Annotated in this window: 25 protein-coding genes and 2 other annotated features; all 25 genes read left to right on the forward strand. The window is 38.1% G+C overall.

The window, feature by feature from the left end:
* Positions 1-574 precede the first annotated feature (574 nt).
* Positions 575-1,036 (forward strand): CtsR family transcriptional regulator, encoded by a 462-nt coding sequence (locus ACE38V_RS20590; RefSeq protein WP_375844275.1) that lies wholly within the window; start codon positions 575-577, stop codon positions 1,034-1,036.
* Positions 1,037-1,063: 27 nt separating this feature from the next.
* Positions 1,064-1,612, forward strand: a complete 549-nt coding sequence (mcsA, locus tag ACE38V_RS20595) for a protein-arginine kinase activator protein McsA (RefSeq protein WP_375844276.1) — start codon at positions 1,064-1,066, stop codon at positions 1,610-1,612.
* 1 nt (position 1,613) lies between these two features.
* The gene (gene mcsB, locus ACE38V_RS20600) at positions 1,614-2,681 is read left to right on the forward strand and encodes a protein-arginine kinase McsB (protein WP_375844278.1); all 1,068 of its coding nucleotides are present in this window, start codon (positions 1,614-1,616) and stop codon (positions 2,679-2,681) included.
* Positions 2,682-2,699: 18 nt separating this feature from the next.
* Positions 2,700-5,135, forward strand: coding sequence for an ATP-dependent protease ATP-binding subunit ClpC (gene clpC / locus ACE38V_RS20605; protein ID WP_375844279.1), 2,436 nt, complete (start codon positions 2,700-2,702; stop codon positions 5,133-5,135).
* A 172-nt stretch (positions 5,136-5,307) separates the two neighbouring features.
* Complete coding sequence (gene radA, locus ACE38V_RS20610; RefSeq protein ID WP_375844281.1) at positions 5,308-6,687, forward strand: DNA repair protein RadA; 1,380 nt, start codon at positions 5,308-5,310, stop codon at positions 6,685-6,687.
* Positions 6,688-6,692: 5 nt separating this feature from the next.
* Positions 6,693-7,766 carry a DNA integrity scanning diadenylate cyclase DisA gene (gene disA / locus ACE38V_RS20615; RefSeq protein WP_375844283.1) on the forward strand — a complete coding sequence of 358 codons (1,074 nt, stop codon included), beginning with the start codon at positions 6,693-6,695 and terminating at the stop codon, positions 7,764-7,766.
* Positions 7,767-8,012: 246 nt separating this feature from the next.
* Positions 8,013-9,095 (forward strand): PIN/TRAM domain-containing protein, encoded by a 1,083-nt coding sequence (locus ACE38V_RS20620; protein ID WP_375844284.1) that lies wholly within the window; start codon positions 8,013-8,015, stop codon positions 9,093-9,095.
* Between the two features lie 20 nt (positions 9,096-9,115).
* Positions 9,116-9,802, forward strand: a complete 687-nt coding sequence (gene ispD / locus ACE38V_RS20625) for a 2-C-methyl-D-erythritol 4-phosphate cytidylyltransferase (RefSeq protein WP_375844285.1) — start codon at positions 9,116-9,118, stop codon at positions 9,800-9,802.
* Positions 9,803-9,814: 12 nt separating this feature from the next.
* Positions 9,815-10,294, forward strand: coding sequence for a 2-C-methyl-D-erythritol 2,4-cyclodiphosphate synthase (gene ispF / locus ACE38V_RS20630; RefSeq protein ID WP_375844287.1), 480 nt, complete (start codon positions 9,815-9,817; stop codon positions 10,292-10,294).
* 79 nt (positions 10,295-10,373) lie between these two features.
* Positions 10,374-11,837, forward strand: a complete 1,464-nt coding sequence (gene gltX / locus ACE38V_RS20635) for a glutamate--tRNA ligase (protein ID WP_375844289.1) — start codon at positions 10,374-10,376, stop codon at positions 11,835-11,837.
* A gap of 45 nt (positions 11,838-11,882) precedes the next feature.
* Positions 11,883-12,114 (forward strand) — a binding site (T-box leader).
* A gap of 139 nt (positions 12,115-12,253) precedes the next feature.
* Complete coding sequence (gene cysE / locus ACE38V_RS20640; RefSeq protein ID WP_375844290.1) at positions 12,254-12,913, forward strand: serine O-acetyltransferase; 660 nt, start codon at positions 12,254-12,256, stop codon at positions 12,911-12,913.
* A complete protein-coding gene (cysS, locus tag ACE38V_RS20645) occupies positions 12,903-14,300 on the forward strand; it encodes a cysteine--tRNA ligase (RefSeq protein ID WP_375844293.1) in 1,398 nt (465 codons plus the stop codon). Before cysE ends, cysS begins: the two co-directional genes overlap by 11 nt.
* Before the next feature lie 3 nt (positions 14,301-14,303).
* Positions 14,304-14,723 carry a Mini-ribonuclease 3 gene (locus ACE38V_RS20650; protein ID WP_375844295.1) on the forward strand — a complete coding sequence of 140 codons (420 nt, stop codon included), beginning with the start codon at positions 14,304-14,306 and terminating at the stop codon, positions 14,721-14,723.
* Positions 14,720-15,463 carry a 23S rRNA (guanosine(2251)-2'-O)-methyltransferase RlmB gene (gene rlmB / locus ACE38V_RS20655; protein WP_375844296.1) on the forward strand — a complete coding sequence of 248 codons (744 nt, stop codon included), beginning with the start codon at positions 14,720-14,722 and terminating at the stop codon, positions 15,461-15,463. Before ACE38V_RS20650 ends, rlmB begins: the two co-directional genes overlap by 4 nt.
* A 2-nt stretch (positions 15,464-15,465) precedes the next feature.
* A complete protein-coding gene (locus ACE38V_RS20660) occupies positions 15,466-15,972 on the forward strand; it encodes an NYN domain-containing protein (protein WP_375844298.1) in 507 nt (168 codons plus the stop codon).
* Between the two features lie 7 nt (positions 15,973-15,979).
* Positions 15,980-16,708 (forward strand): RNA polymerase sporulation sigma factor SigH, encoded by a 729-nt coding sequence (gene sigH, locus ACE38V_RS20665; RefSeq protein WP_375844402.1) that lies wholly within the window; start codon positions 15,980-15,982, stop codon positions 16,706-16,708.
* A gap of 323 nt (positions 16,709-17,031) precedes the next feature.
* The gene (gene rpmG / locus ACE38V_RS20670) at positions 17,032-17,175 is read left to right on the forward strand and encodes a 50S ribosomal protein L33 (protein ID WP_375844300.1); all 144 of its coding nucleotides are present in this window, start codon (positions 17,032-17,034) and stop codon (positions 17,173-17,175) included.
* 53 nt (positions 17,176-17,228) lie between these two features.
* Complete coding sequence (gene secE / locus ACE38V_RS20675) at positions 17,229-17,411, forward strand: preprotein translocase subunit SecE (RefSeq protein ID WP_375844302.1); 183 nt, start codon at positions 17,229-17,231, stop codon at positions 17,409-17,411.
* Between the two features lie 200 nt (positions 17,412-17,611).
* A complete protein-coding gene (nusG, locus tag ACE38V_RS20680) occupies positions 17,612-18,145 on the forward strand; it encodes a transcription termination/antitermination protein NusG (protein ID WP_375844304.1) in 534 nt (177 codons plus the stop codon).
* A 170-nt stretch (positions 18,146-18,315) separates the two neighbouring features.
* A complete protein-coding gene (gene rplK / locus ACE38V_RS20685; RefSeq protein WP_141770133.1) occupies positions 18,316-18,741 on the forward strand; it encodes a 50S ribosomal protein L11 in 426 nt (141 codons plus the stop codon).
* 140 nt (positions 18,742-18,881) lie between these two features.
* Positions 18,882-19,583: a 50S ribosomal protein L1 gene (rplA, locus tag ACE38V_RS20690; protein ID WP_375844306.1), complete on the forward strand. Its 702-nt coding sequence runs from the start codon at positions 18,882-18,884 to the stop codon at positions 19,581-19,583.
* Positions 19,584-19,633: 50 nt separating this feature from the next.
* Positions 19,634-19,777, forward strand: a sequence feature (ribosomal protein L10 leader region).
* A gap of 32 nt (positions 19,778-19,809) precedes the next feature.
* Entirely contained in the window at positions 19,810-20,310 is a 501-nt protein-coding gene (gene rplJ / locus ACE38V_RS20695; RefSeq protein WP_375844308.1) for a 50S ribosomal protein L10, read from the forward strand.
* A 60-nt stretch (positions 20,311-20,370) separates the two neighbouring features.
* Positions 20,371-20,733 (forward strand): 50S ribosomal protein L7/L12, encoded by a 363-nt coding sequence (rplL, locus tag ACE38V_RS20700; protein ID WP_375844310.1) that lies wholly within the window; start codon positions 20,371-20,373, stop codon positions 20,731-20,733.
* A 171-nt stretch (positions 20,734-20,904) separates the two neighbouring features.
* On the forward strand, positions 20,905-21,504 hold the full coding sequence (locus ACE38V_RS20705; protein ID WP_375844312.1) for a class I SAM-dependent methyltransferase: 600 nt from the start codon (positions 20,905-20,907) through the stop codon (positions 21,502-21,504).
* 251 nt (positions 21,505-21,755) lie between these two features.
* The gene (gene rpoB / locus ACE38V_RS20710) at positions 21,756-25,316 is read left to right on the forward strand and encodes a DNA-directed RNA polymerase subunit beta (RefSeq protein ID WP_375844314.1); all 3,561 of its coding nucleotides are present in this window, start codon (positions 21,756-21,758) and stop codon (positions 25,314-25,316) included.
* The last annotated feature ends 98 nt before the right edge of the window (positions 25,317-25,414 follow it).

The following is a 25,414-nucleotide window of genomic DNA, read 5'->3' on the forward strand; positions in this document are numbered from 1 at the left end:
CAAATGGAATGGTGGCCATATTCAACAATGGGCTATGGTGATGAATCAACTACTCCTTCATGACCATCTTAAAGATCGTGTGTTAAGGTACTTAGAATAACTTACACACTTTAATTGACAAGCCCTATTATCACTTATAAGAATAAAACCTAGTAATTGTACCCAAGTACAAAAGAAGTTAGCGAAACTTAGCCTCCAAATTTCACCTTTCATTTATAATATCCGAAAATCCCTTATCTAAAAAAATAATTCCTTAGGCTTCATAAAAGAACACATTTCCCTTCTATCTAATACACCCCGTCTTCATCAAACACAAATACCACCCTTCTTTTTTTATTTCTTGCTGTTTCATAAAGGATTTTTTTAAAAAAAGAAAGAACTTATTTAATAAAGAATTATTAAAAATATAGTAATCCCTTTTATATAATATGATCTGGCTGTAAAATTTTTGCTCGATGTTTGGGTTAGTTTCAAATGGAGAGAATAGTAAAGTATGTTCATTTGCAATGGGACAATTAGGTATTGTATAATTAATGTCAAATATAGTCAAAGTCAGATTGAGGGGGGAGGACTGGTGAGAAATATTTCCGATATTATTGAAAGCTATTTGAAAAAGGTATTAGAAATGAGTGAAAGGGAAATTGTGGAAATTAAGCGTAGTGAAATTGCTGATAAATTTCAATGTGTGCCATCCCAAATCAATTATGTTATTAATACACGTTTTACGATTGAAAAAGGGTATATTGTTGAAAGTAAGCGTGGAGGCGGAGGCTACATTCGAATTATGAAGGTGCAGTCATACGATTATGCTCATTTAATTGATCAATTGCTTTCTTTGATACAGGATAGAATTTCCCAAAATAGCGCAGAAAGTGTTATTTTGCGATTAGTAGAAGAAGAGGTAATTACACATAGGGAAGCGAAGATTATGTTGAGTGTTATCGATCGCTCGGTTCTCTATATTGACCTTCCATATAGAGATGAGCTACGTGCTCGGATGTTAAGAGCGATGCTAACGACAATCAAGTATAAGTAATGCAAGTGGGCAAATGAGGTGAAATGAATGATTTGTCAAGAATGTAATGAAAGACCAGCGACATTGCATTTTACAAAGATAAATAATGGTCAAAAGACAGAATTCCATCTATGTGAAAAATGTGCTCAGGAAAAGGGGGAAAGTGCCATTTTAGGGAGTAATAATGGCTTTTCCATCAATAATTTATTAGCAGGATTATTAAATATTGAACCTCCATTTCAGGCAACAAAACAAACGCCAATTTACCAGGATCATATCTTACAATGTGACCATTGTTCCATGACCTATCAACAATTCATCCAAGTTGGGCGTTTTGGTTGTGCTCATTGTTATGAATCATTTCAAGAACAGTTAAAACCTATTCTTAGACGCTTGCATAGTGGAAACTGGACACATATTGGGAAAATTCCAAAACGAATTGGAGGAAAGTTGCATATTCGCAAAGAGCTTGAAGAATTAAAGCAAAGCTTGAAGGATTTAATTGTTCGAGAGGAGTTTGAAAGTGCAGCAATGGTAAGGGACCAAATTCGTTCTTTAGAAAGTCAGATAAACGAAAGTAACGAAGGAGGGGAATAGTTTGTCATTAGAACGTTTTTTAAATCAAGCAGTTAGTTCTTGGATGAGTTCAGAAGGTCCGGATTCGGATATTGTTCTAAGTTCTCGGATTCGTTTAGCAAGAAACCTGAATGAATACAAATTCCCCACTTTAATTACAAATGAGGAAGCGAAGCAAATTATTGATTTATTTTCTAAAAAAGCATCAACTGGTAACTTTCAGGGAGTGGGCTCATTCGAATTATTAAAAATGGATGAAATTCAGCCCCTGCATAAGAGAGTTTTAGTAGAAAAGCATTTAATTAGCCCAAATTTAGCTGAGAGTTCGAGTTATGGGGCATGCCTACTTTCAGAAAATGAAGAAATAAGTGTGATGATTAATGAGGAGGATCATATCCGAATTCAATGCTTATTTCCTGGATTTCAAATATCCGAAGCACTTAATATGGCCAATCAAATTGATGATTGGCTAGAGGAAGATGTGAATTATGCATTTGACGAAAAAATTGGATATTTAACAAGTTGCCCGACTAATGTAGGAACAGGTTTACGTGCTTCTGTGATGATGCATTTGCCTGCTCTTATTTTAACTCACCAAATGAATCAAATTATTCCCGCGATTAATCAGCTTGGACTGGTGGTTCGAGGGATTTATGGTGAAGGAAGTGAGGCCCTTGGTAATATATTTCAAATCTCCAATCAAATTACATTAGGAAAATCAGAACAAGATATTGTCGAAGATCTAAAAAGTGTGGTTAGTCAGCTTATTTCACAAGAAAGGTCAGCAAGGGAAGCATTAGCGAAAACTTCTAACATACAATTAGAAGACAGGGTATTTCGTTCTTATGGGATATTATCCAATTCCCGCATAATTGAAACGAAGGAAGCTGCAAGATGTTTATCCGATGTTAGACTTGGTATTGATATGGGATATATTAAGAATATTTCTAAAAATATATTAAATGAATTAATGATTTTGACTCAACCAGGTTTTTTACAGCAATATGCTGGTGGTCCATTAAGACCAAACGAGCGTGATATTCGTCGTGCCTTATTAATTAGAGAAAGAATCAGAATGGAAAACGAATAGAAAAAGGAGGAAGAGAAAATGATGTTTGGACGTTTTACGGAAAGAGCACAAAAGGTTCTCGCTTTAGCTCAAGAAGAAGCAATTCGATTAGGGCATAACAATATTGGAACGGAACATATTTTACTCGGACTTGTTCGTGAAGGCGAAGGAATTGCTGCAAAAGCTTTATATGCACTTGGGTTAGGCTCAGATAAGGTGCAAAAAGAAGTGGAGAATTTAATTGGTCGCGGTCAAGATGTATCGCAAAGCATTCATTATACCCCTAGAGCTAAAAAGGTGATTGAACTTTCAATGGATGAAGCTCGCAAATTGGGTCATTCTTATGTGGGCACAGAGCATATTTTACTTGGATTGATTCGTGAAGGCGAAGGGGTAGCAGCTAGAGTATTGAATAATTTAGGCGTGAGTTTAAACAAAGCACGTCAGCAGGTTCTTCAACTTTTAGGAAGTAATGAAACAGGGAATCATCAAGCTGGATCCCCTTCTAATGTGAATACCCCAACCCTTGATAGCTTAGCTAGAGATTTAACGGCAACAGCTAGGGAAGGCAGCCTCGATCCGGTTATTGGCAGAAGCAAAGAAATTCAACGGGTGATTGAAGTATTAAGTAGAAGAACGAAAAATAATCCGGTCTTAATCGGAGAACCTGGAGTAGGGAAAACGGCAATTGCTGAAGGTCTTGCTCAACAAATTGTCGATAATGAGATTCCTGAGATTCTTCGAGATAAACGAGTTATGACTCTTGATATGGGAACAGTGGTTGCAGGAACAAAATATCGCGGAGAATTTGAGGACCGTTTGAAAAAGGTAATGGATGAAATTCGCCAGGCAGGAAATATAATCTTATTTATTGATGAGCTACACACCTTAATTGGAGCAGGAGGTGCTGAGGGTGCGATCGATGCATCCAATATTTTAAAACCTTCCTTAGCTCGTGGAGAGCTGCAGTGTATTGGGGCAACGACTCTTGACGAGTATCGTAAATATATTGAAAAGGATGCGGCGTTAGAAAGACGCTTCCAGCCGATTATGGTTGATGAACCTACAAGTGAAGAATCAATTCAAATACTAAAAGGATTACGCGATCGATACGAAGCACATCATAGAGTATCCATCACAGATGCGGCCATTGATGCGGCTGTTAAATTATCGGATCGGTATATTTCCGATCGTTTTTTACCAGATAAAGCAATTGATTTAATTGATGAAGCAGGTTCAAAGGTGCGACTACGCTCTTACACTACCCCTCCAAATTTAAAAGAGTTAGAGCAAAAACTTGAATCTGTACGCAAGGAAAAGGATGCGGCCGTACAAAGTCAGGAATTTGAAAAAGCTGCTTCTTTGAGAGATACAGAGCAACGTTTACGTGAACAGCTTGAGGAAACAAAGAAGGGTTGGAAGGAGAAACAGGGGCAGGAAAACAGTGAGGTTACCGTTGAAGATATTGCGAATGTCGTATCTAGCTGGACGGGAATTCCCGTTTCAAAATTAGCACAAACGGAAACAGAAAAATTATTAAAACTCGAAGATATTTTACATGATCGAGTAATTGGTCAAGAAGAAGCAGTCATTGCAATCGCAAAAGCTGTTCGCCGTGCACGCGCAGGATTAAAGGATCCAAAACGTCCAATTGGTTCGTTCATCTTCTTAGGACCAACTGGTGTTGGGAAAACAGAACTTGCTCGAGCGCTAGCGGAAGCAATGTTTGGAGACGAGGATGCTATGATTCGGATTGATATGTCTGAATACATGGAGAAACATTCGACTTCTCGTCTCGTTGGGTCCCCTCCAGGATATGTTGGTTATGAAGAAGGTGGACAATTAACAGAAAAGGTCCGTAGGAAACCTTATTCTGTTGTGCTATTAGATGAAATCGAAAAGGCTCATCCAGATGTTTTTAATATTCTTCTCCAAGTATTAGAGGATGGCCGCTTAACAGATTCTAAAGGTAGAACGGTTGATTTTCGAAATACTGTTCTAATTATGACCTCTAACGTTGGGGCGCAGGCGTTAAAACGCAATAAATATGTTGGATTTAATATTCAAGATGGAGAGCAGGATTACAAAGATATGAAAGGAAAAGTAATGGAAGAGTTGAAAAAAGCCTTCCGCCCAGAATTCCTAAATCGTATTGATGAAATCATTGTTTTCCATGCTTTAGAGAAAAAGCACTTAAAAGAGATCGTAACCTTAATGTCAGAGCAATTAACCAAGCGTTTAAAAGAGCAAAATATTGTGTTGGAATTATCTGATACAGCAAAAGAGAAAATTGCGGATGAAGGCTATGATCCTGAATATGGTGCCCGTCCATTACGAAGGGCAATCCAAAAACATATTGAGGATCGCTTATCGGAGGAATTATTAAAAGGAACCGTGTTAACTGGTCAAAATATTTTAATTAATGTTGAAAATGGAGAATTTGTTGTAAAAATAGGTGAAGTAGTCAATAAGTAATATAAGCCGTAAGTTCTATTTTTAAATATTTTGTTAAAAAATGAAACTAATTTAAGAAGGTACACGTTATATAATACGTGTGCCTTCTCATTTTAAGGTCTTAAATATTAAATGGAATTATTTGATTTTTAGATATAGATTTCAGTCTGGATTGAAAAGAGGTAGGAAATTTTTGGCGAAACGAAAGACGAAATTTATGTGTCAGGAATGTGGGTATGAATCTCCAAAGTGGATGGGGAAATGTCCGGGTTGTGGACAGTGGAACAAAATGGTGGAAGAGGTAGAAAAGGTGACCTCTCCAAGAAGAGGGGCCTTTTCTCATTCACAGGGCTCTGCTGTTGTGTCAAAGCCAATGCCTATTACATCCGTTGAAACAGAAAGTGAACCACGCATACATACTGATTTATTAGAATTAAATCGTGTTTTGGGCGGTGGGATCGTTAAAGGATCATTAGTGCTGATTGGTGGAGACCCAGGGATTGGAAAATCAACCCTTCTTTTGCAGGTATCCTCGCAGTTAGCAAATAAAAATCATTCAACTCTTTATATTTCTGGAGAAGAGTCATTAAGGCAAACAAAATTAAGGGCAGAAAGATTAGGGGTGTCTTCTGATAAATTATTAGTTTACTCTGAAACGAATCTTGATGATATCAATCAAACGATTGAAGAGGTGAACCCGTCTTTTGTTATCATTGACTCGATTCAGACCATCTTTCATCCCGATGTCACTTCTGCTCCAGGGAGTGTCTCTCAGGTAAGAGAATGTACAGCCGAATTAATGCGAATTGCAAAAACAAAAGGAATTGCGATATTCATTGTCGGGCATGTTACAAAAGAAGGCTCTATTGCAGGCCCAAGGTTACTGGAACATATGGTAGATACGGTTTTATATTTTGAAGGGGAACGTCATCATACCTATCGAATATTACGGGCAGTGAAGAATCGATTTGGATCAACGAATGAAATGGGTATCTTCGAAATGAAGGAATCAGGATTAGAGGAAGTAGAAAATCCATCGGAGATTTTCTTAGAAGAACGCTCTGAAGGAGCTTCGGGCTCAACGGTTGTTGCCTCAATGGAAGGAACACGCCCTGTTTTAGTTGAGATTCAGGCGCTGATCTCGCCAACCAGCTACGGGAATCCTAGGAGAATGGCAACAGGGATTGACCATAATCGAGTATCTTTATTAATGGCCGTATTGGATAAAAGAATTGGAATGCTTTTGCAAAATCAAGACGCTTATCTTAAGGTAGCGGGTGGAGTCAAAATTGACGAACCAGCGATTGATTTAGCCATTGCTGTGAGTATTGCTTCTAGCTTTCGAGATCAGCCGACAAGAACAACAGATTGCATTATTGGTGAGGTTGGACTGACGGGTGAAGTTCGTAGGGTTTCACGAATTGAGCAAAGAGTTCAGGAGGCTGCAAAGCTTGGATTTGAAAGGGTCATTTTGCCTGCCAATAATATTGGAGGGTGGAATGTTCCTAAGGGAATTAAACTAATAGGTGTTTCTTCTGTTTATGAAGCTCTTCAGGCGGCATTAGGAGGATAGAGAAAGTGGAGAATAAGAAGCTTAGCGAAATGACGATGAGTGAAATTCTGCAATTTATTGCACCAGGCACACCCATTCGTGAAGGGATTGAAAATGTCCTTCGGGCTAATACGGGTGGACTCATTGTGTTGGGCTACAATGATAAGGTAAAGTCAATCGTTGATGGGGGATTTCAAATTGATTGCGGCTTTTCTCCTAGCTACTTATATGAGTTGGCTAAAATGGATGGAGCGATTATTTTGAATGAGAGTGGTAGCAAAATATTATTTGCCAATGCCCAGCTTGCACCCGATCCAAGTATTCCATCCTCTGAAACCGGAATGCGCCATCGTACGGCGGAGAGAGTGGCGAGACAAACAAAAGCCTTAGTGATCGCCATCTCACAGCGTCGAAATGTCATCACGTTATATCAAGGGAATATTCGTTATGCCCTAAGAGATATTGCTGTAATCATTACAAAGGCTAATCAAGCAATTCAAACACTGGAGAAATATAAGGTGGTCTTAGAGCAAAGTATTGCAAGTTTAAGTATTCTAGAGTTTGAAGAGATTGTCACTTATACAGATGTTTTGCAGGTTTTTCACCGGTTTGAAATGGTTTTTCGGATTAAAAATGAGCTCTTAACGTATTTAAATGAATTAGGTACAGAAGGTAGATTGATTCGACTGCAAATGAATGAAATCTTGACTAATTTAGAGCATGAAGTGGGATTGATTATCAAAGACTATTCCCATTCTCGTGAAATCAAGCCTTCTGATATGTTAAAGCGTCTGCAGGATCTTTCATCGGGTGATCCTTTAGAGGATTTAACTATCTTAAAACTATTAGGATATCAAGGCTATATCCATATGGATGAGTATAAATGTCCAAGAGGATATCGGGTTCTTCACCGAATCCCGCGACTACCGCCAATTATTATTGAAAACTTGATTGATCGTTTTCAGGAACTGCCGAAAATTGTCGCTTCCTCTGTTGATGAATTGGATGATGTTGAAGGAATTGGAGAAGTCAGGGCTAGAAAAATCAAAGATGGTTTGCAGCTATTAAAAGAACAGCTTGTAGCCGATAGACAAATATAAATAGGCTCTTGAATTTAGTAAATATTTGTGGTAAAATTGGTAATTTAATTATTTGACACTCCATTTCTCAGGTGCTACCCTAAGGGTGTAATTATGTAAATTTAGTAATTATCGGTGACTAGTGGATTGTGAAGTATTATGTATATGGCTATAATATTTCAAAACAATAACAAATGGTAAAAATGTCTGTTACATGAGGTTTCAATTTTATGGATTTGATTATAATGAATATAAGGAGGTGAAAAGATGTTAAAACGAATTGTTCAAGCTTGTTTTGTGATAACAGGAGGAACTCTTGGAATCATTTTAATGCCAATTTTATATACGCGTTGGAACTTAAATGATGTTTCCCTTATTAATAATCCTTATGTTTCCGCCATTATAGGTGCAATCATTTTTTATTTAATAACTTTTTGGGCGGTTGATTATGTTGTAGACTTTGTGAAATGGTTAGAAGAGTCTCTCGTCAAAGCTCCCATTACAGATCTAATCTTCGGTAGCGTTGGGTTAGGATTTGGATTAGTTATTGCTTTTTTAGTAGGTTATGCACTTAATGCAATTGAAGTTCCAATTGTGAATACCGTGGCACCTATCTTGTTAACCCTCCTTTTTGGCTATTTAGGTTTTCAAGTTGGATTTAAGAAACGGGATGAATTACTAACTCTTTTCGCAAGTAGGAAAAAGAAAAGTGGAGAAGAGGAAACCGACAAAAAGGCAAATCAAAAACTTAAATTATTAGATACAAGTGTTATTATCGATGGTCGGATTGCGGATATTTGTCAAACAGGCTTTCTTGAAGGGACTATTGTAATTCCACAGTTTGTCTTGGAGGAGCTACAGCATATAGCTGATTCTTCGGATGTTTTAAAACGTAATCGCGGGCGTAGAGGTCTTGATATACTAAATCGAATTCAGAAAGAGCTTTCCATTAAGGTAGAAATTTATGAAGGCGACTTTGAGGATATTCAAGAGGTTGATAGTAAACTTGTAAAATTAGCGAAGATTACAAATGGCATTGTTGTGACAAATGATTTTAATTTAAATAAAGTTTGTGAACTACAAAAGGTCGCCGTTTTAAATATTAATGATTTGGCTAATGCGGTTAAACCGGTTGTTTTACCAGGGGAAGAAATGCATGTACAAGTAATCAAGGATGGAAAAGAGCATAATCAAGGTGTAGCTTATCTAGATGATGGAACGATGATTGTCGTGGAAGATGGCCGTGATTATATCGGAAAGCATATCGATGTTCTTGTGACAAGCGTCTTGCAAACTTCGGCTGGCCGGATGATTTTTGCGAAACCCAAATTGTTAGAAAAAGCGTTGTAATCTAGATAGGAGTTTTTTATATGGCTTATCAAGTCATTATTCCTGCAGCTGGTCAAGGAAAGAGAATGGGAGCGGGAAAGAATAAGTTATTTTTGGAAATTAATAATATTCCTGTTTTCATTCTTACGTTATCCGTTTTTGAGAAAGACGAGCAATGTCATGGGATATTTTTAGCGATTCATCCTGATGACAGAAGACAGTTTGAATTTTTAATCCAAAAATATCACATTACAAAGGTTCGAGCACTTGTAGAAGGTGGTAAGGAAAGACAGGATAGCGTGTATGCTGCATTAAAGCAGGTGAAGGACGATGGAATAGTTCTTGTTCATGATGCGGCAAGACCATTTATAGACCTACCTCTTATTCATAAGCTGACAAAAGTAACGGAAATGACGGATGCCGCTGTTATTGCTGTACCTGTTAAAGATACCATTAAAAAGGTACTCAATAATCGAGTCATTGAGACAATTGAACGATCTAGCTTGTGGGCCATTCAAACCCCACAAGCTTTTCGTTTGTCATTACTTCTTCGGGCACATCTGAAGGCTGAGCAGGAAGGAATGATCGGAACAGATGATGCGAGCTTAGTGGAACACCTTCCTCATCCCGTTGCAATCGTGGAAGGGAACTATGATAATATTAAGCTGACAACACCAGAAGATTTATTCTTTGCCGAAGCAATTTTAAAGAAAAGACAAAATGAATAGAAGGAGAATCTTATGTTTAGGATTGGACAAGGTTTCGATGTGCATCAGTTAATAGAAGGACGTCCCCTTATTATTGGTGGAATTCAAATTCCTTATGAAAAAGGGTTGTTAGGTCATTCAGATGCAGATGTTCTTTTACATACGATTGCGGATGCTGTTCTAGGGGCTATTGGGGAAGGTGATATAGGTCGGCATTTCCCTGATACAGACCCAGCCTTCAAAGATGCAGATTCTGCTAAATTATTGACGCATGTTTGGGGCATTGTGAAAGCAAAGGGTTATGAACTCGTGAATGCTGATTGTACCATTATTGCGCAAAGGCCAAAAATGGCTCCATATATCGAAAAAATGAGAGATCGAATTGCTGAATTGCTTGAAACAAATATGGATCAAATCAATGTAAAGGCAACAACAACAGAGAAACTCGGGTTTACCGGAAGAGGAGAGGGAATTGCTTCACAAGCTGTGGTTTTATTGAAAAAGGTTGATTAATTTTCCCTTTATATCAGAAATGACGAGTGGTAAAATGAATCACGTACTGTATTTCGTATAGTCATGGAGGAATGGAAAGATGTCGAATCAAATTCGTGTGCGTTATGCTCCGAGTCCAACAGGACATTTACATATTGGGAATGCCCGTACTGCTTTATTTAATTATTTATTTGCTCGGAATCAAGGCGGAAAATTTATTATCCGCATCGAAGATACTGATAAAAAACGCAATATCGCTGGTGGAGAAGAAAGCCAATTAAAATATTTAAAATGGCTAGGAATGGATTGGGATGAAGGGGTTGATGTCGGTGGAGAATATGGCCCTTATCGTCAATCTGAACGCAATGATATTTACAAAAAATATTATGAAGAGCTGCTGGAAAAGGGTTTAGCCTATAAATGCTATTGTACGGCTGAAGAATTAGAAGCAGAACGTGAAGCTCAAAGTGCGGAAGGCAATGATATGGCGGGATATTCAGGTAAATGCCGCCACCTGTCAGAAAGTGAAATTGCAGCACTTGAAGCAGAAGGAAGAAAACCGAGCATCCGCTTCCGTGTTCCAGAAGGAAAAGTATATTCTTTTACGGACATGGTGAAAGGAGATGTTTCCTTTGAATCGGATGGAGTCGGTGGAGATTTTGTTATCGTTAAGCAAGATGGAACTCCAACGTATAATTTTGCTGTTGCAGTAGACGATCACTTGATGGAGATTTCTCATGTCCTTCGCGGAGATGATCATATTTCAAATACGCCAAAACAATTAATGATCTATGAAGCACTGGGCTTTGATCCTCCAATATTTGGTCATATGACATTAATCGTGAATGAAAGCAGAAGGAAATTAAGTAAGCGGGATGAGTCTATTATTCAATTTATTGAACAATATGAGGAATTAGGCTATTTACCAGATGCTTTGTTTAACTTTATTACTTTACTTGGATGGTCTCCTGCTGGGGAACAAGAAATATTCACCAGAGATGAATTTATTGAAATTTTTGATGCGAATCGTTTATCGAAATCACCAGCCTTATTTGATAAACAAAAGCTCACCTGGATGAATAACCAATACATGAAGAAGCAGGATCTCGAAACAGTCATTGAGCTAGCTGTTCCGCATTTAGTAAAGGCAGGACTTGTTAGTGAACAAATGAATGCTGTGGAATCTGAGTGGGTACATCATTTAGTAGCCCTTTATCATGATCAGATGAGTTATGGTGCTGAAATTGTAACTTTATCTCAATTATTCTTTAAGGAAGACCTTGAGATGGAGGAAGAGGCTAAAGATGTTTTGGCAGGAGAGACAGTGCCTGTTGTCTTAAAGGCATTCTTACAGGAAATTAATCAAATAGAAGAGTTTGAAGATGTAGCGATTAAAGCCGCAATTAAAGCTGTTCAAAAGGAGACCGGTCAAAAAGGTAAAAACTTATTCATGCCTATTCGTGTGGCAACAACAGGCCAAACACATGGACCGGATCTTCCAAAAGCGATTTCCTTACTTGGGAAAGAAAAAGTTAATAAACGGATTATGAGCATTTTAGGTTAACATATTGCGAAAAATATAATATAGTAATAGTAATAATTTCACTAACAAAAAATGATGATGAGGAAAAGTAAAAAAGCGACTGTCTTATAGAGAGAACCATCACCGGCTGAAAATGGTTTAGACCTCTCGCTTTTTGAAGTGCCCCTCTGAGTCCCTTTTCGAAAAGCAGTCAACTGCCAGTAGATTTGGGCGGATCCCTCCGTTACAAGGCTAGAGTTGAGACTTTATTTAATGAGGTCTAATCAGAGTGGAACCGCGCAAGGCAAGCGTCTCTGTCATTTTTGACAGGGGCGTTTTTTTTTACAATAGGGGTTTGATGTTTGCCGCACTCTTTGGGGCAATGATGAATGGATGATTTGTTTTTAGGGGGCAACCACGAATGACATAATTTTTAATATGATTGGAGGGGAGCAATAATGTTTACAATGCTTAAAGAGGATATTGAGGTTGTCTTTGAGCAAGACCCTGCTGCAAGAACCTATTTTGAAGTAATTTTAACCTATTCTGGTTTACATGCAATCTGGGCGCATCGAATTGCCCATGCTTTATATAAAAGAAAGTGGTTCTTTCTTGCAAGAGTACTATCACAAGCCAGCCGTTTTTTTACAGGGATCGAAATTCATCCAGGTGCAACAATAGGACGGCGTTTTTTCATTGACCATGGAATGGGCGTAGTGATTGGCGAAACGTGTGAAATTGGCGACAATGTTTCGGTGTTCCAAGGTGTAACTCTTGGGGGAACAGGGAAGGAGAAAGGAAAGAGACACCCAACTATTCAAGATAACTGTTTAATTGCGACAGGTGCTAAAGTATTAGGTTCTATTACAGTTGGGGAGAATTCAAAAATAGGTGCGGGATCGGTTGTTTTAAAAGATGTTCCCTCTAATTCAACGGTGGTTGGCATTCCAGGAAGAGTCGTTATTCAAGATGGTGTAAGAATTGGTAAGGATCTGAATCATTGTGATTTACCGGACCCAGTGGCGGATCGTTTTAAAGAACTTGAAAGTGAAATGTTGAAATTAAAGGCTGAACTAGAGGAACTTAAGCATGAAAGGAGCATACCAAGTGGCAATTAAACTATATAATACGATGACGAGAAAAAAGGAAACCTTTGTCCCTCTTGAGGAGGGAAAGGTAAAGATGTATGTGTGCGGTCCGACCGTTTATAACTATATTCATATAGGGAATGCAAGACCTGCCATTGTATTTGATTCGGTTAGAAGATATTTAGAATTTAGGGGCTATGATGTGCAGTTCATCTCAAACTTTACGGATGTCGACGATAAGCTAATTAGAGTGGCAAATGAACTAGGTGAAACTGTCCCAACAATTGCCGACCGCTTTATAAAAGCATATTTTGAGGATGTTTCAGCGCTTGGCTGCCAGAAAGCGGATGCCCATCCTAGGGTAACGGAAAGTATGGATATTATTATTGAATTTATTCAAGCCTTGATTGATAAGGGATATGCTTATGAATCAGAAGGAGATGTATACTACCATACTCGTAAATTTAATGAATATGGAAAGCTTTCTCATCAATCTATTGATGATCTTCGTTCAGGGGCGCGTATTGCGGTAGGAGAAAAGAAAGATGATGCGCTTGATTTTGCCTTATGGAAGGCAGCGAAAGAGGGCGAAATTTATTGGGAGAGCCCATGGGGAAAAGGAAGACCCGGTTGGCATATTGAATGCTCTGCCATGGTGAAAAAATATTTAGGTGATACGATCGATATCCATGCTGGAGGACAGGACTTAGCTTTCCCTCATCATGAAAATGAAATTGCACAGTCAGAGGCCTATACAGGAAAAACATTTGCTAAGTATTGGATGCATAATGGTTATATTAATATTGATAATGAAAAGATGTCCAAGTCTTTAGGCAACTTTGTACTAGTCCATGACATTATTAAAAAGCATGACCCACAAGTGTTAAGATTTTTTATGTTATCTGTTCACTATCGTAATCCGATTAACTATACAGAGGAATTGTTGGAGAACACGGCTTCTGCATTAGAACGATTGAAAACCTCTTATCAAAATCTTAAGTATCGCAAGGAATCCAGTGCGAATTTAACGGATAATAATCAAAAGTGGTTATCTCAGATTTCAGATTTACATGAACAGTTTATTCGCGAAATGGATGATGATTTTAATACAGCTAACGGGATTTCCGTTCTATTCGAGCTATCCAAATTAGCAAATTATTATTTAATGGAGAAAAATACGGCGTCTGATGTGATTGATGCCTTTATGAAAGAGTTTGCTGCTCTGTTTCAGGTGTTAGGGCTAGAACTTGAAAAAGAAGAATTACTAGATGCGGAAATTGAAGCGTTAATTGAAAAAAGGATCCAAGCAAGAAAAGATCGTGATTTTCAATTATCTGACCAAATACGAGATCAGCTAAAAGACATGAACATTATTTTAGAAGATACTCCTCAAGGTACAAGGTGGAAAAGAGGGTAAATCATGTTTGAAAGTCATAATATCGATGCGAAGCAATTGAATAGCCTAGCACTTGCTTACATGGGTGATTCTGTTTTTGAAATATATGTAAGAGAGCACTTATTACAATTAGGGAAAGTTAGACCGAATCAGTTGCATAGAGAGGCAACTAGATATGTATCAGCAAAGGCGCAGTCATCGATTGTCCATTATCTTCTTGAAGAGGGTTTGTTAAGTGAAGAAGAGATAGCGATTGTCAAAAGAGGCAGAAATGCCAAATCAGGTACGGTTCCGAAAAATACCGATGTGCAAACTTATCGATATAGTACCGCTTTTGAGGCTTTACTCGGTTCCTTATATTTACTCGGTGAAGAGAAACGTTTAAAGCAATTGATTGCGATTGCTTTTGAGCATGTAGAAAAGAAAGGAGGAGTCATGAAATGAATCAAGATTTTATCATCGGAAAGAACCCAGTAATAGAAGCGTTAAAATCGAGTCGGGATATCAATAAAATTTTAATAGCAGAAGGGTCTCAGAAAGGTCAAATGCAGCAAGTGATTGGGATGGCTAAGGAATTAAATGTGCTTGTTCAATTTGTCCCTAAGAAGAAAATTGATCAATTAGTAGAAGGTAATCATCAGGGAGTAGTAGCACAAGTTGCTGCCTATGAATATGCAGAATTGGATGATCTATTTCAAGCAGCAGAAGCAAAGAATGAAACTCCGTTCTTTCTTTTGTTAGATGAGGTTGAGGATCCACATAATTTAGGTTCTATTATGAGAACGGCAGATGTTGTAGGAGCACATGGAATTATTATTCCTAAGCGAAGAGCGGTAGGTTTAACCTCTACCGTTGCTAAGGCATCAACAGGAGCCATTGAGTATATTCCGGTGGTCCGTGTGACGAATATGTCGAGAACGATTGATGAACTAAAGGAGCGAGGGATCTGGATTGCCGGAACAGATGCAAAAGGCAAAGAGGATTATCGTCAATTTGATGGTACTCTCCCACTAGGTTTAGTCATCGGAAGTGAAGGAAAAGGAATGGGGCGCTTAGTTCGTGATAAATGCGATTTTCTTATTTACCTCCCAATGGCAGGACATGTGACCTCGTTAAATGCTTCTGTAGCGGCTGCGTTACTCATGTATGAGGTATATCGTAAACGTCATCCACTAGAGGGATAAAAATGGACATCCTTTTAGTTGATGGTTATAACATTATTGGGGATTGGCCGGAATTAAAAGTATTAAAAAACAAGGATTTAGCTGCAGCAAGAGACCGTTTAATTGAAAAAATGGCTGAGTATCAGGCGTATTCTGGCTATCGTGTCATTGTTGTTTTTGATGCACAGTTTGTTAAAGGGAATGCTAAAAAGATGAAAAATAGCAAAGTAGAGGTCCTGTTTACAAAAACAAATGAGACGGCAGATGAAAGAATTGAAAAGCTTGCGATTAGCCTTAATAACCGAAAAACGCAAATTCATGTCGCAACTTCGGATTATACCGAGCAATGGGCTATTTTTGGACAAGGAGCTTTACGAAAATCAGCACGAGAACTTTTAAATGAGATGGAATCGGTTGAAAAGAGGATAGAGAGTAAGGTGAAAAAAATTCAAGAAAGAAAGCCAGCATCGAAAATTCCGTTAAGTAATGAAGTTGCAGAAATTTTCGAAAAATGGCGCAGAGGGAAGTGATCACTTGTTGACGCTTACAAAACACCTACTGTATAATATTTCTATCTATGCTTGTGCGGTCAGGGGGATCCTTAAAGTGAGTGCGGAGTACCAGACAAAAATCAACGAAAAATATATTAACTATATCCAGTATGAAGATGAAGAATTAGTTGATTTAGTGCACAAAGGCGAAAGTGACGCATTAGACTACTTAATTCACAAATATCGCAATTTTGTACGGGCAAAGGCAAGAACATACTTCTTAATTGGGGCGGATAAGGAGGATATAGTCCAAGAGGGGATGATTGGGCTATATAAGGCCATTCGTGATTTTAAAGAGGACAAGCTTACTTCATTCAAAGCTTTCGCTGAGCTTTGTATAACAAGGCAAATAATTACAGCGATTAAAACAGCAACTAGGCAAAAGCATATCCCTTTAAATTCGTATGTTTCATTGGATAAGCCGATTTATGATGAAGAATCTGATCGAACGCTAATGGATGTTATTTCTGGTACAAAAGTAATGGACCCTGAAGAGTTAATTATCAACCAAGAGGAATTTGATCAGATAGAAATTAAAATGTCTGAGTTGCTTAGTGATTTAGAACGTAAGGTTCTTTCACTTTATTTGGATGGGCAATCGTACCAAGAGATTTCTGAAGAGTTGAATCGCCATGTGAAATCAATTGATAATGCTCTGCAGCGGGTTAAACGGAAACTCGAACGCTACCTTGAGGTAAGAGAGTTTACTTTATAATCACGCCAATAGGTTCTATGCTAGTTTGGGTGAATTTGGTATGAAATGTGGTAGCAGACAAGTATCAGTGAAAGGTGGTAATGCGGATGCTTGTCTTCATATGCGGCAAGCCGCCTCCGCTTTTCTAATTGTCTAGCTCCAGCGGCTAGTGGCTCGTGACATAAGCCAATCAGTCCAAGGGAAGAAAGGCACTTCCCCTGGCCTGCTTGTCTTATGCAAGTCGCCCCTGGGCAAGCCGCCTCCGCTTTTCTTTGTATTGACACTTGTGTTTGTCCATGTTACAGTTTTAAAGACGTAATAGACGGGTTTTGAAGGTGAGAAAATTGAGAAAAAAGATTGTACTTGCCTGCGTTGAGTGTGGTACACGTAATTATTCAACGATGAGCAATAAGGATTCAGAACGATTGGAATTGAAGAAGTTTTGTAGTACATGTAACAATCACACGATTCATCGCGAAACAAAGTGATTTTTTATAGATATTAAGGTTATCTCTTTCAGAGATTTGGAGGTTTCAGAAAAATGCAACGCATTATTAAATTTTTTGGTGATGTTGGGCGTGAAATGAGAAAGGTTAGCTGGCCAAAGCGCAAAGAGCTAACTAATTATACAATTACCGTTATTACTACAGTAGCATTTTTTGCTGTCTTTTTTGCTATACTAGATTTAGGTATTTCGAAATTGATTCGTTTTATTCTTGAATAACTCCTAAGTTCTCATGGTATAATGGATAATAGCGAAGGAAATTTTTACAAAAGCCCGGAAACGGGTTTTTTAATTTGTCTAAAAATCATATGTATATAGTTTGTCTTTTATGTAAATATGCTAATTTGAGTTCTAGGCAAATGATGTAAGATTAAAATTGATAAAAAATATAGGGAGGGAAGGACATTTTGTCCTGATCAATGGAAAAGAATTGGTACGTTGTCCATACTTATTCGGGCTATGAAAATAAGGTAAAAGCAAATTTAGAAAAACGTGTTGAATCAATGGGAATGCAAGATAAGATTTTCCGTGTAGTGGTTCCAGAAGAAGAAGAAACGGATTTCAAAAATGGGAAAAAGAAAGTTGTGAAAAGAAAGGTATTTCCAGGATATGTTCTTGTTGAGCTAGTCATGACAGATGACTCTTGGTATGTGGTAAGAAACACACCGGGCGTAACGGGATTTGTCGGCTCTGCGGGATCTGGTTCTAAACCAACACCTCTTTTGCCAGAAGAAGTAACCGTTATTTTGAAACGCATGGGTGTTGATGAAAAACGTGTCGATTTCAACTTTGAAATTGGTGAAACTGTTAAAGTGAAAGAGGGACCATTTGCGAATTTTACTGGTTCTATTGAAGAAATGGATAAAGATAAATCAAAAGTGAAAGTTCTCGTTAATATGTTCGGTCGAGATACTCCGGTGGAACTTGAATTTACACAAATTGAAAAATTATAACTTGAAAAACTTGAAATTAGTATAAAAAAGTGATACTATTTCATAGGTCAGTATGTCTCTATAAGAGACAAGACTTTGTCAAGTTCTTTATTTTATATATAAAGACTATAAGTTGAGTGGGAGGGAGTTTTCCCAATTACCACATCACGGACTTTAAGGAGGTGTGTCTCGTGGCTAAAAAAGTAATTAAGATTGTAAAATTACAAATCCCTGCAGGTAAAGCTAATCCAGCACCACCAGTTGGTCCTGCGCTTGGTCAAGCCGGTGTTAACATCATGGGATTTTGTAAGGAGTTTAATGCTCGTACAGCTGATCAAGCTGGCTTAATTATTCCTGTTGAAATTACGGTATTTGAAGACCGTTCATTTACATTTATTACGAAAACTCCGCCTGCTGCGGTTCTATTAAAAGTTGCAGCTGGAATCCAATCTGGATCTGGTGAGCCAAACCGTAATAAAGTAGCGACAGTTAAGCGTGATAAAGTACGCGAGATTGCGGAACAAAAAATGCCTGATCTAAACGCAGCAAGCGTAGAAGCAGCTATGCGTATGGTTGAAGGTACTGCACGCAGCATGGGTATTGTTATCGAAGACTAATCCATGTGTTAACTTGCTATGACGGACTTACAGGGGTTGCGATGTTGAATTTGGTTCACTCGCAACCTTTATTCTGTCTAGCATTGGTGTTTTAAGTGGGAGATTATTTCGTTAAAACCACAATCAAGGAGGAAAAAGAAATGGCTAAAAAAGGTAAGAAGTATTTAGAAGCTTTAAAGCTTGTAGATCGCTCGAAAGCTTACCCAGTTGAGGAAGCGATTGACCTAGTAAAGAAAACGAATTTTGCAAAATTTGATGCATCTGTTGAAGCTGCTTTCCGTTTAGGTGTAGATCCTAAGAAAGCTGACCAACAAATCCGTGGAGCAGTCGTGCTTCCAAATGGAACTGGTAAAACTCAACGCGTTTTAGTTTTCGCTAAAGGTGAAAAAATTAAAGAAGCAGAGGCTGCCGGTGCTGATTATGTAGGTGATGCAGAATACATTAACAAAATCCAACAAGGTTGGTTTGAATTTGATGTAATCGTTGCTACACCTGATATGATGGGCGAAGTTGGTAAACTTGGTCGTGTATTAGGACCAAAAGGTTTAATGCCAAACCCTAAAACAGGAACAGTTACATTTGATGTAACAAAAGCTGTTCAAGAAATCAAAGCTGGTAAAGTTGAATACCGTGTTGACAAAGCTGGTAACGTCCACGTGCCAATCGGTAAAGCATCTTTCGAAAATGAAAAGCTTGTTGAAAACTTCAACACGATTTTCGAAACATTAGCTAAAGTGAAGCCTGCTGCTGCAAAAGGTACTTACATGAAGAACGTTTCTGTTACTTCTACAATGGGACCTGGCGTGAAAGTAGATCCTTCATCTGTTTCAGCTAAACAATAAAATAGTAATTGACAACAGGTCAGCTATTTAATATAATATATTCTGTTGTGAATTTAATAACATTTGTACCGTAGACAGTAGGTGTCAAGTTTGACTTAATTTCCTACCGAGGTAATACGATAGATTTTAAAGAAACCAAATCTTTTGTATAAAACCTCCATGTCTCGTTGATGTGGAGGTTTTTATTCGCCGGTATAAATGTAGCAAAACTACAGGAGGTGTAAAAATGAGCAACGCGATCGAACAAAAGAAATTAATCGTAGACGAAATCGCTGATAAATTAAAATCAAGCAAATCAACTATCGTTGTTGATTACCGCGGTCTTACTGTATCAGAAGTTACAGAACTTCGTAAACAATTACGTGAAGCAGGCGTGGAATTCAAAGTATATAAAAACACTTTAACTCGCCGTGCGGCAGACTCTGTTGAACTTGGTGGATTAAACGAAGCGTTAACAGGTCCTAACGCAATTGCATTCAGCGTTGAAGATGTAGTTGCACCAGCAAAAGTTTTAAATGATTTCGCTAAGAAACATGAAGCTCTTGAAATTAAAGCAGGTGTTATTGAAGGAAATCTTGCTTCTGTTGAAGAAATCAAGGCTCTTGCAGAACTACCATCTCGCGAAGGCTTACTATCTATGTTACTCAGCGTGCTTCAAGCACCAATCCGCAATCTTGCTCTTGCTGCAAAAGCTGTTGCAGACCAAAAAGAAGAACAAGGCGCGTAAGTTAAAATTAATTACTAATATTTAATAAATCAAACCAAAATTTAAGGAGGAACAAATATCATGACTAAAGAACAAATCATTGAAGCAGTTAAAAATATGACTGTTTTAGAACTTAACGATCTAGTAAAAGCTATTGAAGAAGAATTTGGTGTAACTGCTGCTGCTCCTGTAGCTGTAGTTGGCGGAGCTGCTGGTGCTGCTGCTGAAGAAAAAACTGAATTTGATGTAGTACTTACTGGAGCAGGAGACCAAAAAATCAAAGTTATCAAAGTGGTTCGTGAAATCACTGGTCTTGGACTTAAAGAAGCAAAAGAACTTGTTGATAACACTCCAAAGGCTGTTAAAGAAGGAGCTTCTAAAGAAGAAGCTGAAGAAATCAAAGCTAAACTTGAAGAAGTTGGAGCTGGCGTTGAAGTTAAGTAATAAAGATTTTTTAAAAAAGCTCGCTGCATAAGCGAGCTTTTTTGGTTTTACAATAGAGGTAATATGTTTGATAGTATCATTCAAGAAATCTAATAAAGTCAGAATCTGATCTTGTTAGAAGTGTCCTCCAATTCTCTTCACAAAAAAATTCCTCATAAAGGGGGCGATTATTTGTCTGAGCATTATTATTCCCGCACTCAAAAGGTGGAAAGTGAACCAATTTATTGGGACTTTACCTTAAGAAATCAAAAAATGCACTTTAAAACAGATAATGGAGTTTTCTCAAAGAGAGAAGTTGATTTCGGCTCAAGGCTTCTGATTGAAACTTTTCAAATGCCGGATATGGCAGGTGAAATAATGGATGTTGGTTGTGGCTATGGACCGATTGGTTTATCTTTGGCCAAGGAATTTCAGAATCGCATTTTCCACCTAGTGGATGTTAACGAAAGAGCGTTAAGTCTAGCTAAAGAAAATGCGAGGATCAATCAAATATCTAATGTGCAAATTTATGAGAGTGATCGTCTTGTAAATGTAAATGTAAAAGATTTCGCGGCCATCTTGACGAATCCTCCAATTCGAGCTGGGAAGCAGATTGTCCATGATATTTTAGAACAAAGTCAAGAGTATCTTCTCCCGGGTGGAGAACTGTGGGTGGTCATTCAGAAAAAACAAGGTGCTCCTTCTGCTATTAAAAAATTAGAAGAATTGTATTCCGATGTGGAGACAGTTGAGAAGAAAAAAGGTTATTTTATCTTAAGGGCAAAAAAATAATTGACTTAGCGGTTGGATTATGGTAGCATTGTAAAATGCCAACATAATATTTACTGATTATATGCAAAAATAGTATTTAATTGTTTAATTTTGGATATAATCGGGTATGCTAATAAAATAATAGTTGAAATGTGAAAATGCGGTTTTTGAGTTAAAAACCCTTTTTCTTTTTGTCTTATGGGAAAACCTAAAGTTTTCTTATAAGATTGCAATAGATGCAATAATAACGCTTGATTTGAGGGGTGAATCAGTTGACAGGTCAACTAGTTCAGTATGGACGACACCGGAAGCGGAGGAGCTACGCACGAATCAGTGAAGTTTTGGAATTACCAAATTTAATTGAAATCCAAACCTCTTCATATCAATGGTTTCTTGATGAAGGTTTGCGTGAAATGTTTCGCGATATTTCACCAATTGAAGACTTTACTGGTAATTTGTCGCTTGAGTTCATTGATTACAGCCTTGGCGATCCAAAGTATTCCGTTGAGGAATCAAAACAACGAGATGTTACATATTCAGCACCATTACGTGTAAAGGTTCGCCTTGTTAATAAGGAAACAGGCGAAGTAAAAGATCAAGATGTCTTTATGGGTGACTTCCCGTTAATGACGGAAACAGGTACGTTTGTTATCAATGGCGCAGAACGGGTTATTGTTTCTCAGTTAGTACGCTCTCCGAGTGTGTACTTTAGTGGGAAAGTTGATAAGAATGGAAAAAAAGGGTATACAGCAACTGTAATCCCGAACCGCGGCGCTTGGCTTGAGTATGAAACTGATGCCAAGGATGTCGTATACGTGAGAATAGATCGTACTCGGAAACTGCCCGTTACGGTTCTTTTGCGTTCATTAGGGTTTGGCTCTGATCAAGAGATTATTGATTTGGTTGGAGATAATGAGTATATTCGCAATACTCTAGAAAAAGACAATACCGAAAGCATAGAAAAGGCATTACTAGAAATTTATGAGCGCCTTCGTCCAGGTGAACCGCCTACGGTTGAAAATGCAAAGAGCTTATTAATTTCAAGATTTTTTGATCCAAAACGTTATGACTTGGCTAGCGTAGGTCGTTATAAAATCAATAAGAAGCTTCATATTAAGAATCGCTTATTTGGTCAACGATTAGCAGAGTCATTGGTTGACCCTGAAACTGGGGAAATCATTGCTGAAAAAGGTGTTACTCTGGATCGTCGTACTTTAGATAAAATTATTCCTAATTTAGAAAAGAATATTGGGTTTAAGACGATTAATCCTTATGGCGGAGTAGTAGAAGAGGAAATTCTTCTTCAATCTATTAAGATTTTTGCTCCAAACGAGGATGGCGAAAAAGTCATCAATGTAATTGGAAATGCCTATGTAGAGGAAGCGGTTAAGAATATATCACCTGCTGATATTATTGCTTCTATAAGTTATTTCTTTAATTTATTATACTCAGTTGGGGATACAGATGATATCGACCATTTAGGAAATCGACGTTTACGTTCAGTTGGTGAGTTATTACAAAACCAATTCCGTATTGGACTTTCTAGAATGGAACGTGTAGTTCGTGAAAGAATGTCTATTCAAGACACGAACACAATTACACCTCAACAATTAATTAATATTCGTCCCGTTATTGCTTCTATTAAAGAATTCTTTGGTAGCTCTCAGTTATCACAATTTATGGATCAAACGAATCCGTTAGCTGAGTTAACACATAAAAGACGTTTATCAGCTTTAGGACCTGGTGGTTTAACTCGTGAACGTGCTGGAATGGAAGTTCGTGACGTCCACTACTCCCATTACGGTCGTATGTGTCCGATTGAAACACCAGAAGGTCCAAACATCGGGTTGATTAACTCATTATCTTCTTATGCAAAGGTAAATCGATTTGGATTTATTGAAACTCCATATCGTCGGGTTGACCCTGATACTGGTAAAGTGACAAATAAAATTGATTATTTAACAGCTGATGAAGAAGACAATTATGTCGTTGCACAGGCGAATGTTCTTCTAGGTGAAGATGGATCTTTCTTAGAAGAAGAGGTTGTAGCCCGTTTCCGTGGGGAAAACACTGTAATCAGACGTGAACGAATTGATTACATGGACGTTTCTCCTAAACAGGTTGTTTCTGCAGCAACTGCATGTATTCCATTCCTTGAAAACGATGACTCTAACCGTGCCTTGATGGGTGCGAACATGCAGCGTCAAGCTGTACCACTTATTCAACCGGAAGCTCCAAGAGTTGGTACCGGTATGGAATATGTATCAGCAAAAGATTCAGGTGCTGCTGTTATTTGTAAGCACCCTGGCATTGTTGAACATGTAGAAGCTAGAGAAATTTGGGTTCGTCGTGTATCAGAAGTAGATGGTCAAGAAGTAAAAGGAAATCTTGATAAATACCATCTATCTAAATTTACCCGTTCAAACCAAGGCATGTGCTACAATCAACGTCCAATTGTTGCAGTAGGCAATCGGGTTGTTAAGGGAGAAGTTCTTGGTGATGGTCCTTCTATGGAATTAGGGGAACTAGCATTGGGTCGAAATGTACTTGTTGCCTTTATGACATGGGATGGTTACAACTATGAAGATGCCATCATTATGAGTGAACGTCTTGTGAAGGATGATGTCTATACATCTATTCATATTGAAGAATATGAATCAGAATCTCGTGATACAAAACTTGGACCTGAAGAAATCACTCGAGATATTCCCAACGTAGGTGAAGATGCGCTTAGAAATCTTGATGAGCGTGGAATTATCCGCATTGGGGCAGAAGTTAAGGACGGAGATTTATTAGTTGGAAAAGTCACTCCTAAGGGAGTAACGGAACTAACTGCTGAAGAACGTCTATTACATGCGATCTTCGGTGAAAAAGCACGTGAGGTTCGGGATACTTCACTTAGAGTTCCACATGGTGGAGGCGGTATTGTTCATGATGTTCGTGTCTTCAATCGTGAAGATGGAGATGAATTACCACCTGGTGTTAACCAATTGGTTCGAGTATATATTGTTCAAAAACGTAAGATTCATGAAGGCGATAAGATGGCTGGACGTCATGGTAACAAAGGGGTTATTTCCCGAATTTTACCGGAAGAAGACATGCCGCATTTACCTGATGGAACACCAGTTGACATCATGTTAAATCCATTAGGGGTACCTTCTCGTATGAATATCGGTCAGGTGCTTGAACTTCATTTAGGTATGGCAGCAAGACAACTTGGTATTCATGTTGCTACTCCAGTATTTGACGGTGCCCGAGAAGAAGATGTTTGGGCAACAATCGAAGAAGCTGGTATGGCAAGTGATGCAAAAACCATTCTTTATGATGGTAGAACAGGTGAACCATTCGATAATCGTGTGTCTGTAGGAATCATGTATATGATTAAATTAGCTCACATGGTTGATGATAAACTTCATGCTCGTTCAACTGGACCTTACTCATTAGTAACGCAACAGCCATTGGGTGGAAAAGCTCAGTTTGGTGGTCAACGTTTTGGTGAGATGGAGGTATGGGCGCTTGAAGCCTATGGAGCTGCTTATACATTGCAGGAAATTTTAACTGTGAAATCTGACGATGTCGTTGGACGTGTTAAAACTTATGAAGCGATTGTGAAGGGTGAAAATGTACCAGAACCTGGCGTTCCAGAATCATTTAAAGTATTAATTAAAGAACTTCAAAGTTTAGGTATGGATGTGAAGATTCTATCTGGAAATGAAGAAGAAATTGAAATGCGTGATTTGGAGGATGAAGAAGAACTCCAACAAGCAGATTCATTAAGTATTCTTACAGAGTCAGAAGAATCTGAAACTGAAAAAGTGGGTTTGAAAGAGTAGTACCATTTAAAGTGAATATTGATCAGTCCTTTTCCATCTTCCCATTTGAGAAGGTGGAAAAGGTTTAACTGCCGTGCCACCGGTTAAAAGTGCAATTA

Origin of the sequence: Cytobacillus sp. Hz8 (genome assembly GCF_042263505.1) — a bacterium.
Lineage (GTDB): Bacteria > Bacillota > Bacilli > Bacillales > Cytobacillaceae > Bacillus_BE.

Excerpts from the sequence above, each read along its gene's own strand:
- mcsA (WP_375844276.1), top strand. The coding sequence starts at position 1,064 with ATGATTTGTCAAGAATGTAATGAAAGACCAGCGACATTGCATTTTACA.
- clpC (WP_375844279.1), top strand. The coding sequence starts at position 2,700 with ATGATGTTTGGACGTTTTACGGAAAGAGCACAAAAGGTTCTCGCTTTA.
- ACE38V_RS20620 (WP_375844284.1), top strand. The coding sequence starts at position 8,013 with ATGTTAAAACGAATTGTTCAAGCTTGTTTTGTGATAACAGGAGGAACT.
- ispD (WP_375844285.1), top strand. The coding sequence starts at position 9,116 with ATGGCTTATCAAGTCATTATTCCTGCAGCTGGTCAAGGAAAGAGAATG.
- ispF (WP_375844287.1), top strand. The coding sequence starts at position 9,815 with ATGTTTAGGATTGGACAAGGTTTCGATGTGCATCAGTTAATAGAAGGA.
- gltX (WP_375844289.1), top strand. The coding sequence starts at position 10,374 with ATGTCGAATCAAATTCGTGTGCGTTATGCTCCGAGTCCAACAGGACAT.
- cysE (WP_375844290.1), top strand. The coding sequence starts at position 12,254 with ATGTTTACAATGCTTAAAGAGGATATTGAGGTTGTCTTTGAGCAAGAC.
- ACE38V_RS20650 (WP_375844295.1), top strand. The coding sequence starts at position 14,304 with ATGTTTGAAAGTCATAATATCGATGCGAAGCAATTGAATAGCCTAGCA.
- rlmB (WP_375844296.1), top strand. The coding sequence starts at position 14,720 with ATGAATCAAGATTTTATCATCGGAAAGAACCCAGTAATAGAAGCGTTA.
- ACE38V_RS20660 (WP_375844298.1), top strand. The coding sequence starts at position 15,466 with ATGGACATCCTTTTAGTTGATGGTTATAACATTATTGGGGATTGGCCG.
- secE (WP_375844302.1), top strand. The coding sequence starts at position 17,229 with ATGCAACGCATTATTAAATTTTTTGGTGATGTTGGGCGTGAAATGAGA.
- nusG (WP_375844304.1), top strand. The coding sequence starts at position 17,612 with ATGGAAAAGAATTGGTACGTTGTCCATACTTATTCGGGCTATGAAAAT.
- rplA (WP_375844306.1), top strand. The coding sequence starts at position 18,882 with ATGGCTAAAAAAGGTAAGAAGTATTTAGAAGCTTTAAAGCTTGTAGAT.
- rplJ (WP_375844308.1), top strand. The coding sequence starts at position 19,810 with ATGAGCAACGCGATCGAACAAAAGAAATTAATCGTAGACGAAATCGCT.
- rplL (WP_375844310.1), top strand. The coding sequence starts at position 20,371 with ATGACTAAAGAACAAATCATTGAAGCAGTTAAAAATATGACTGTTTTA.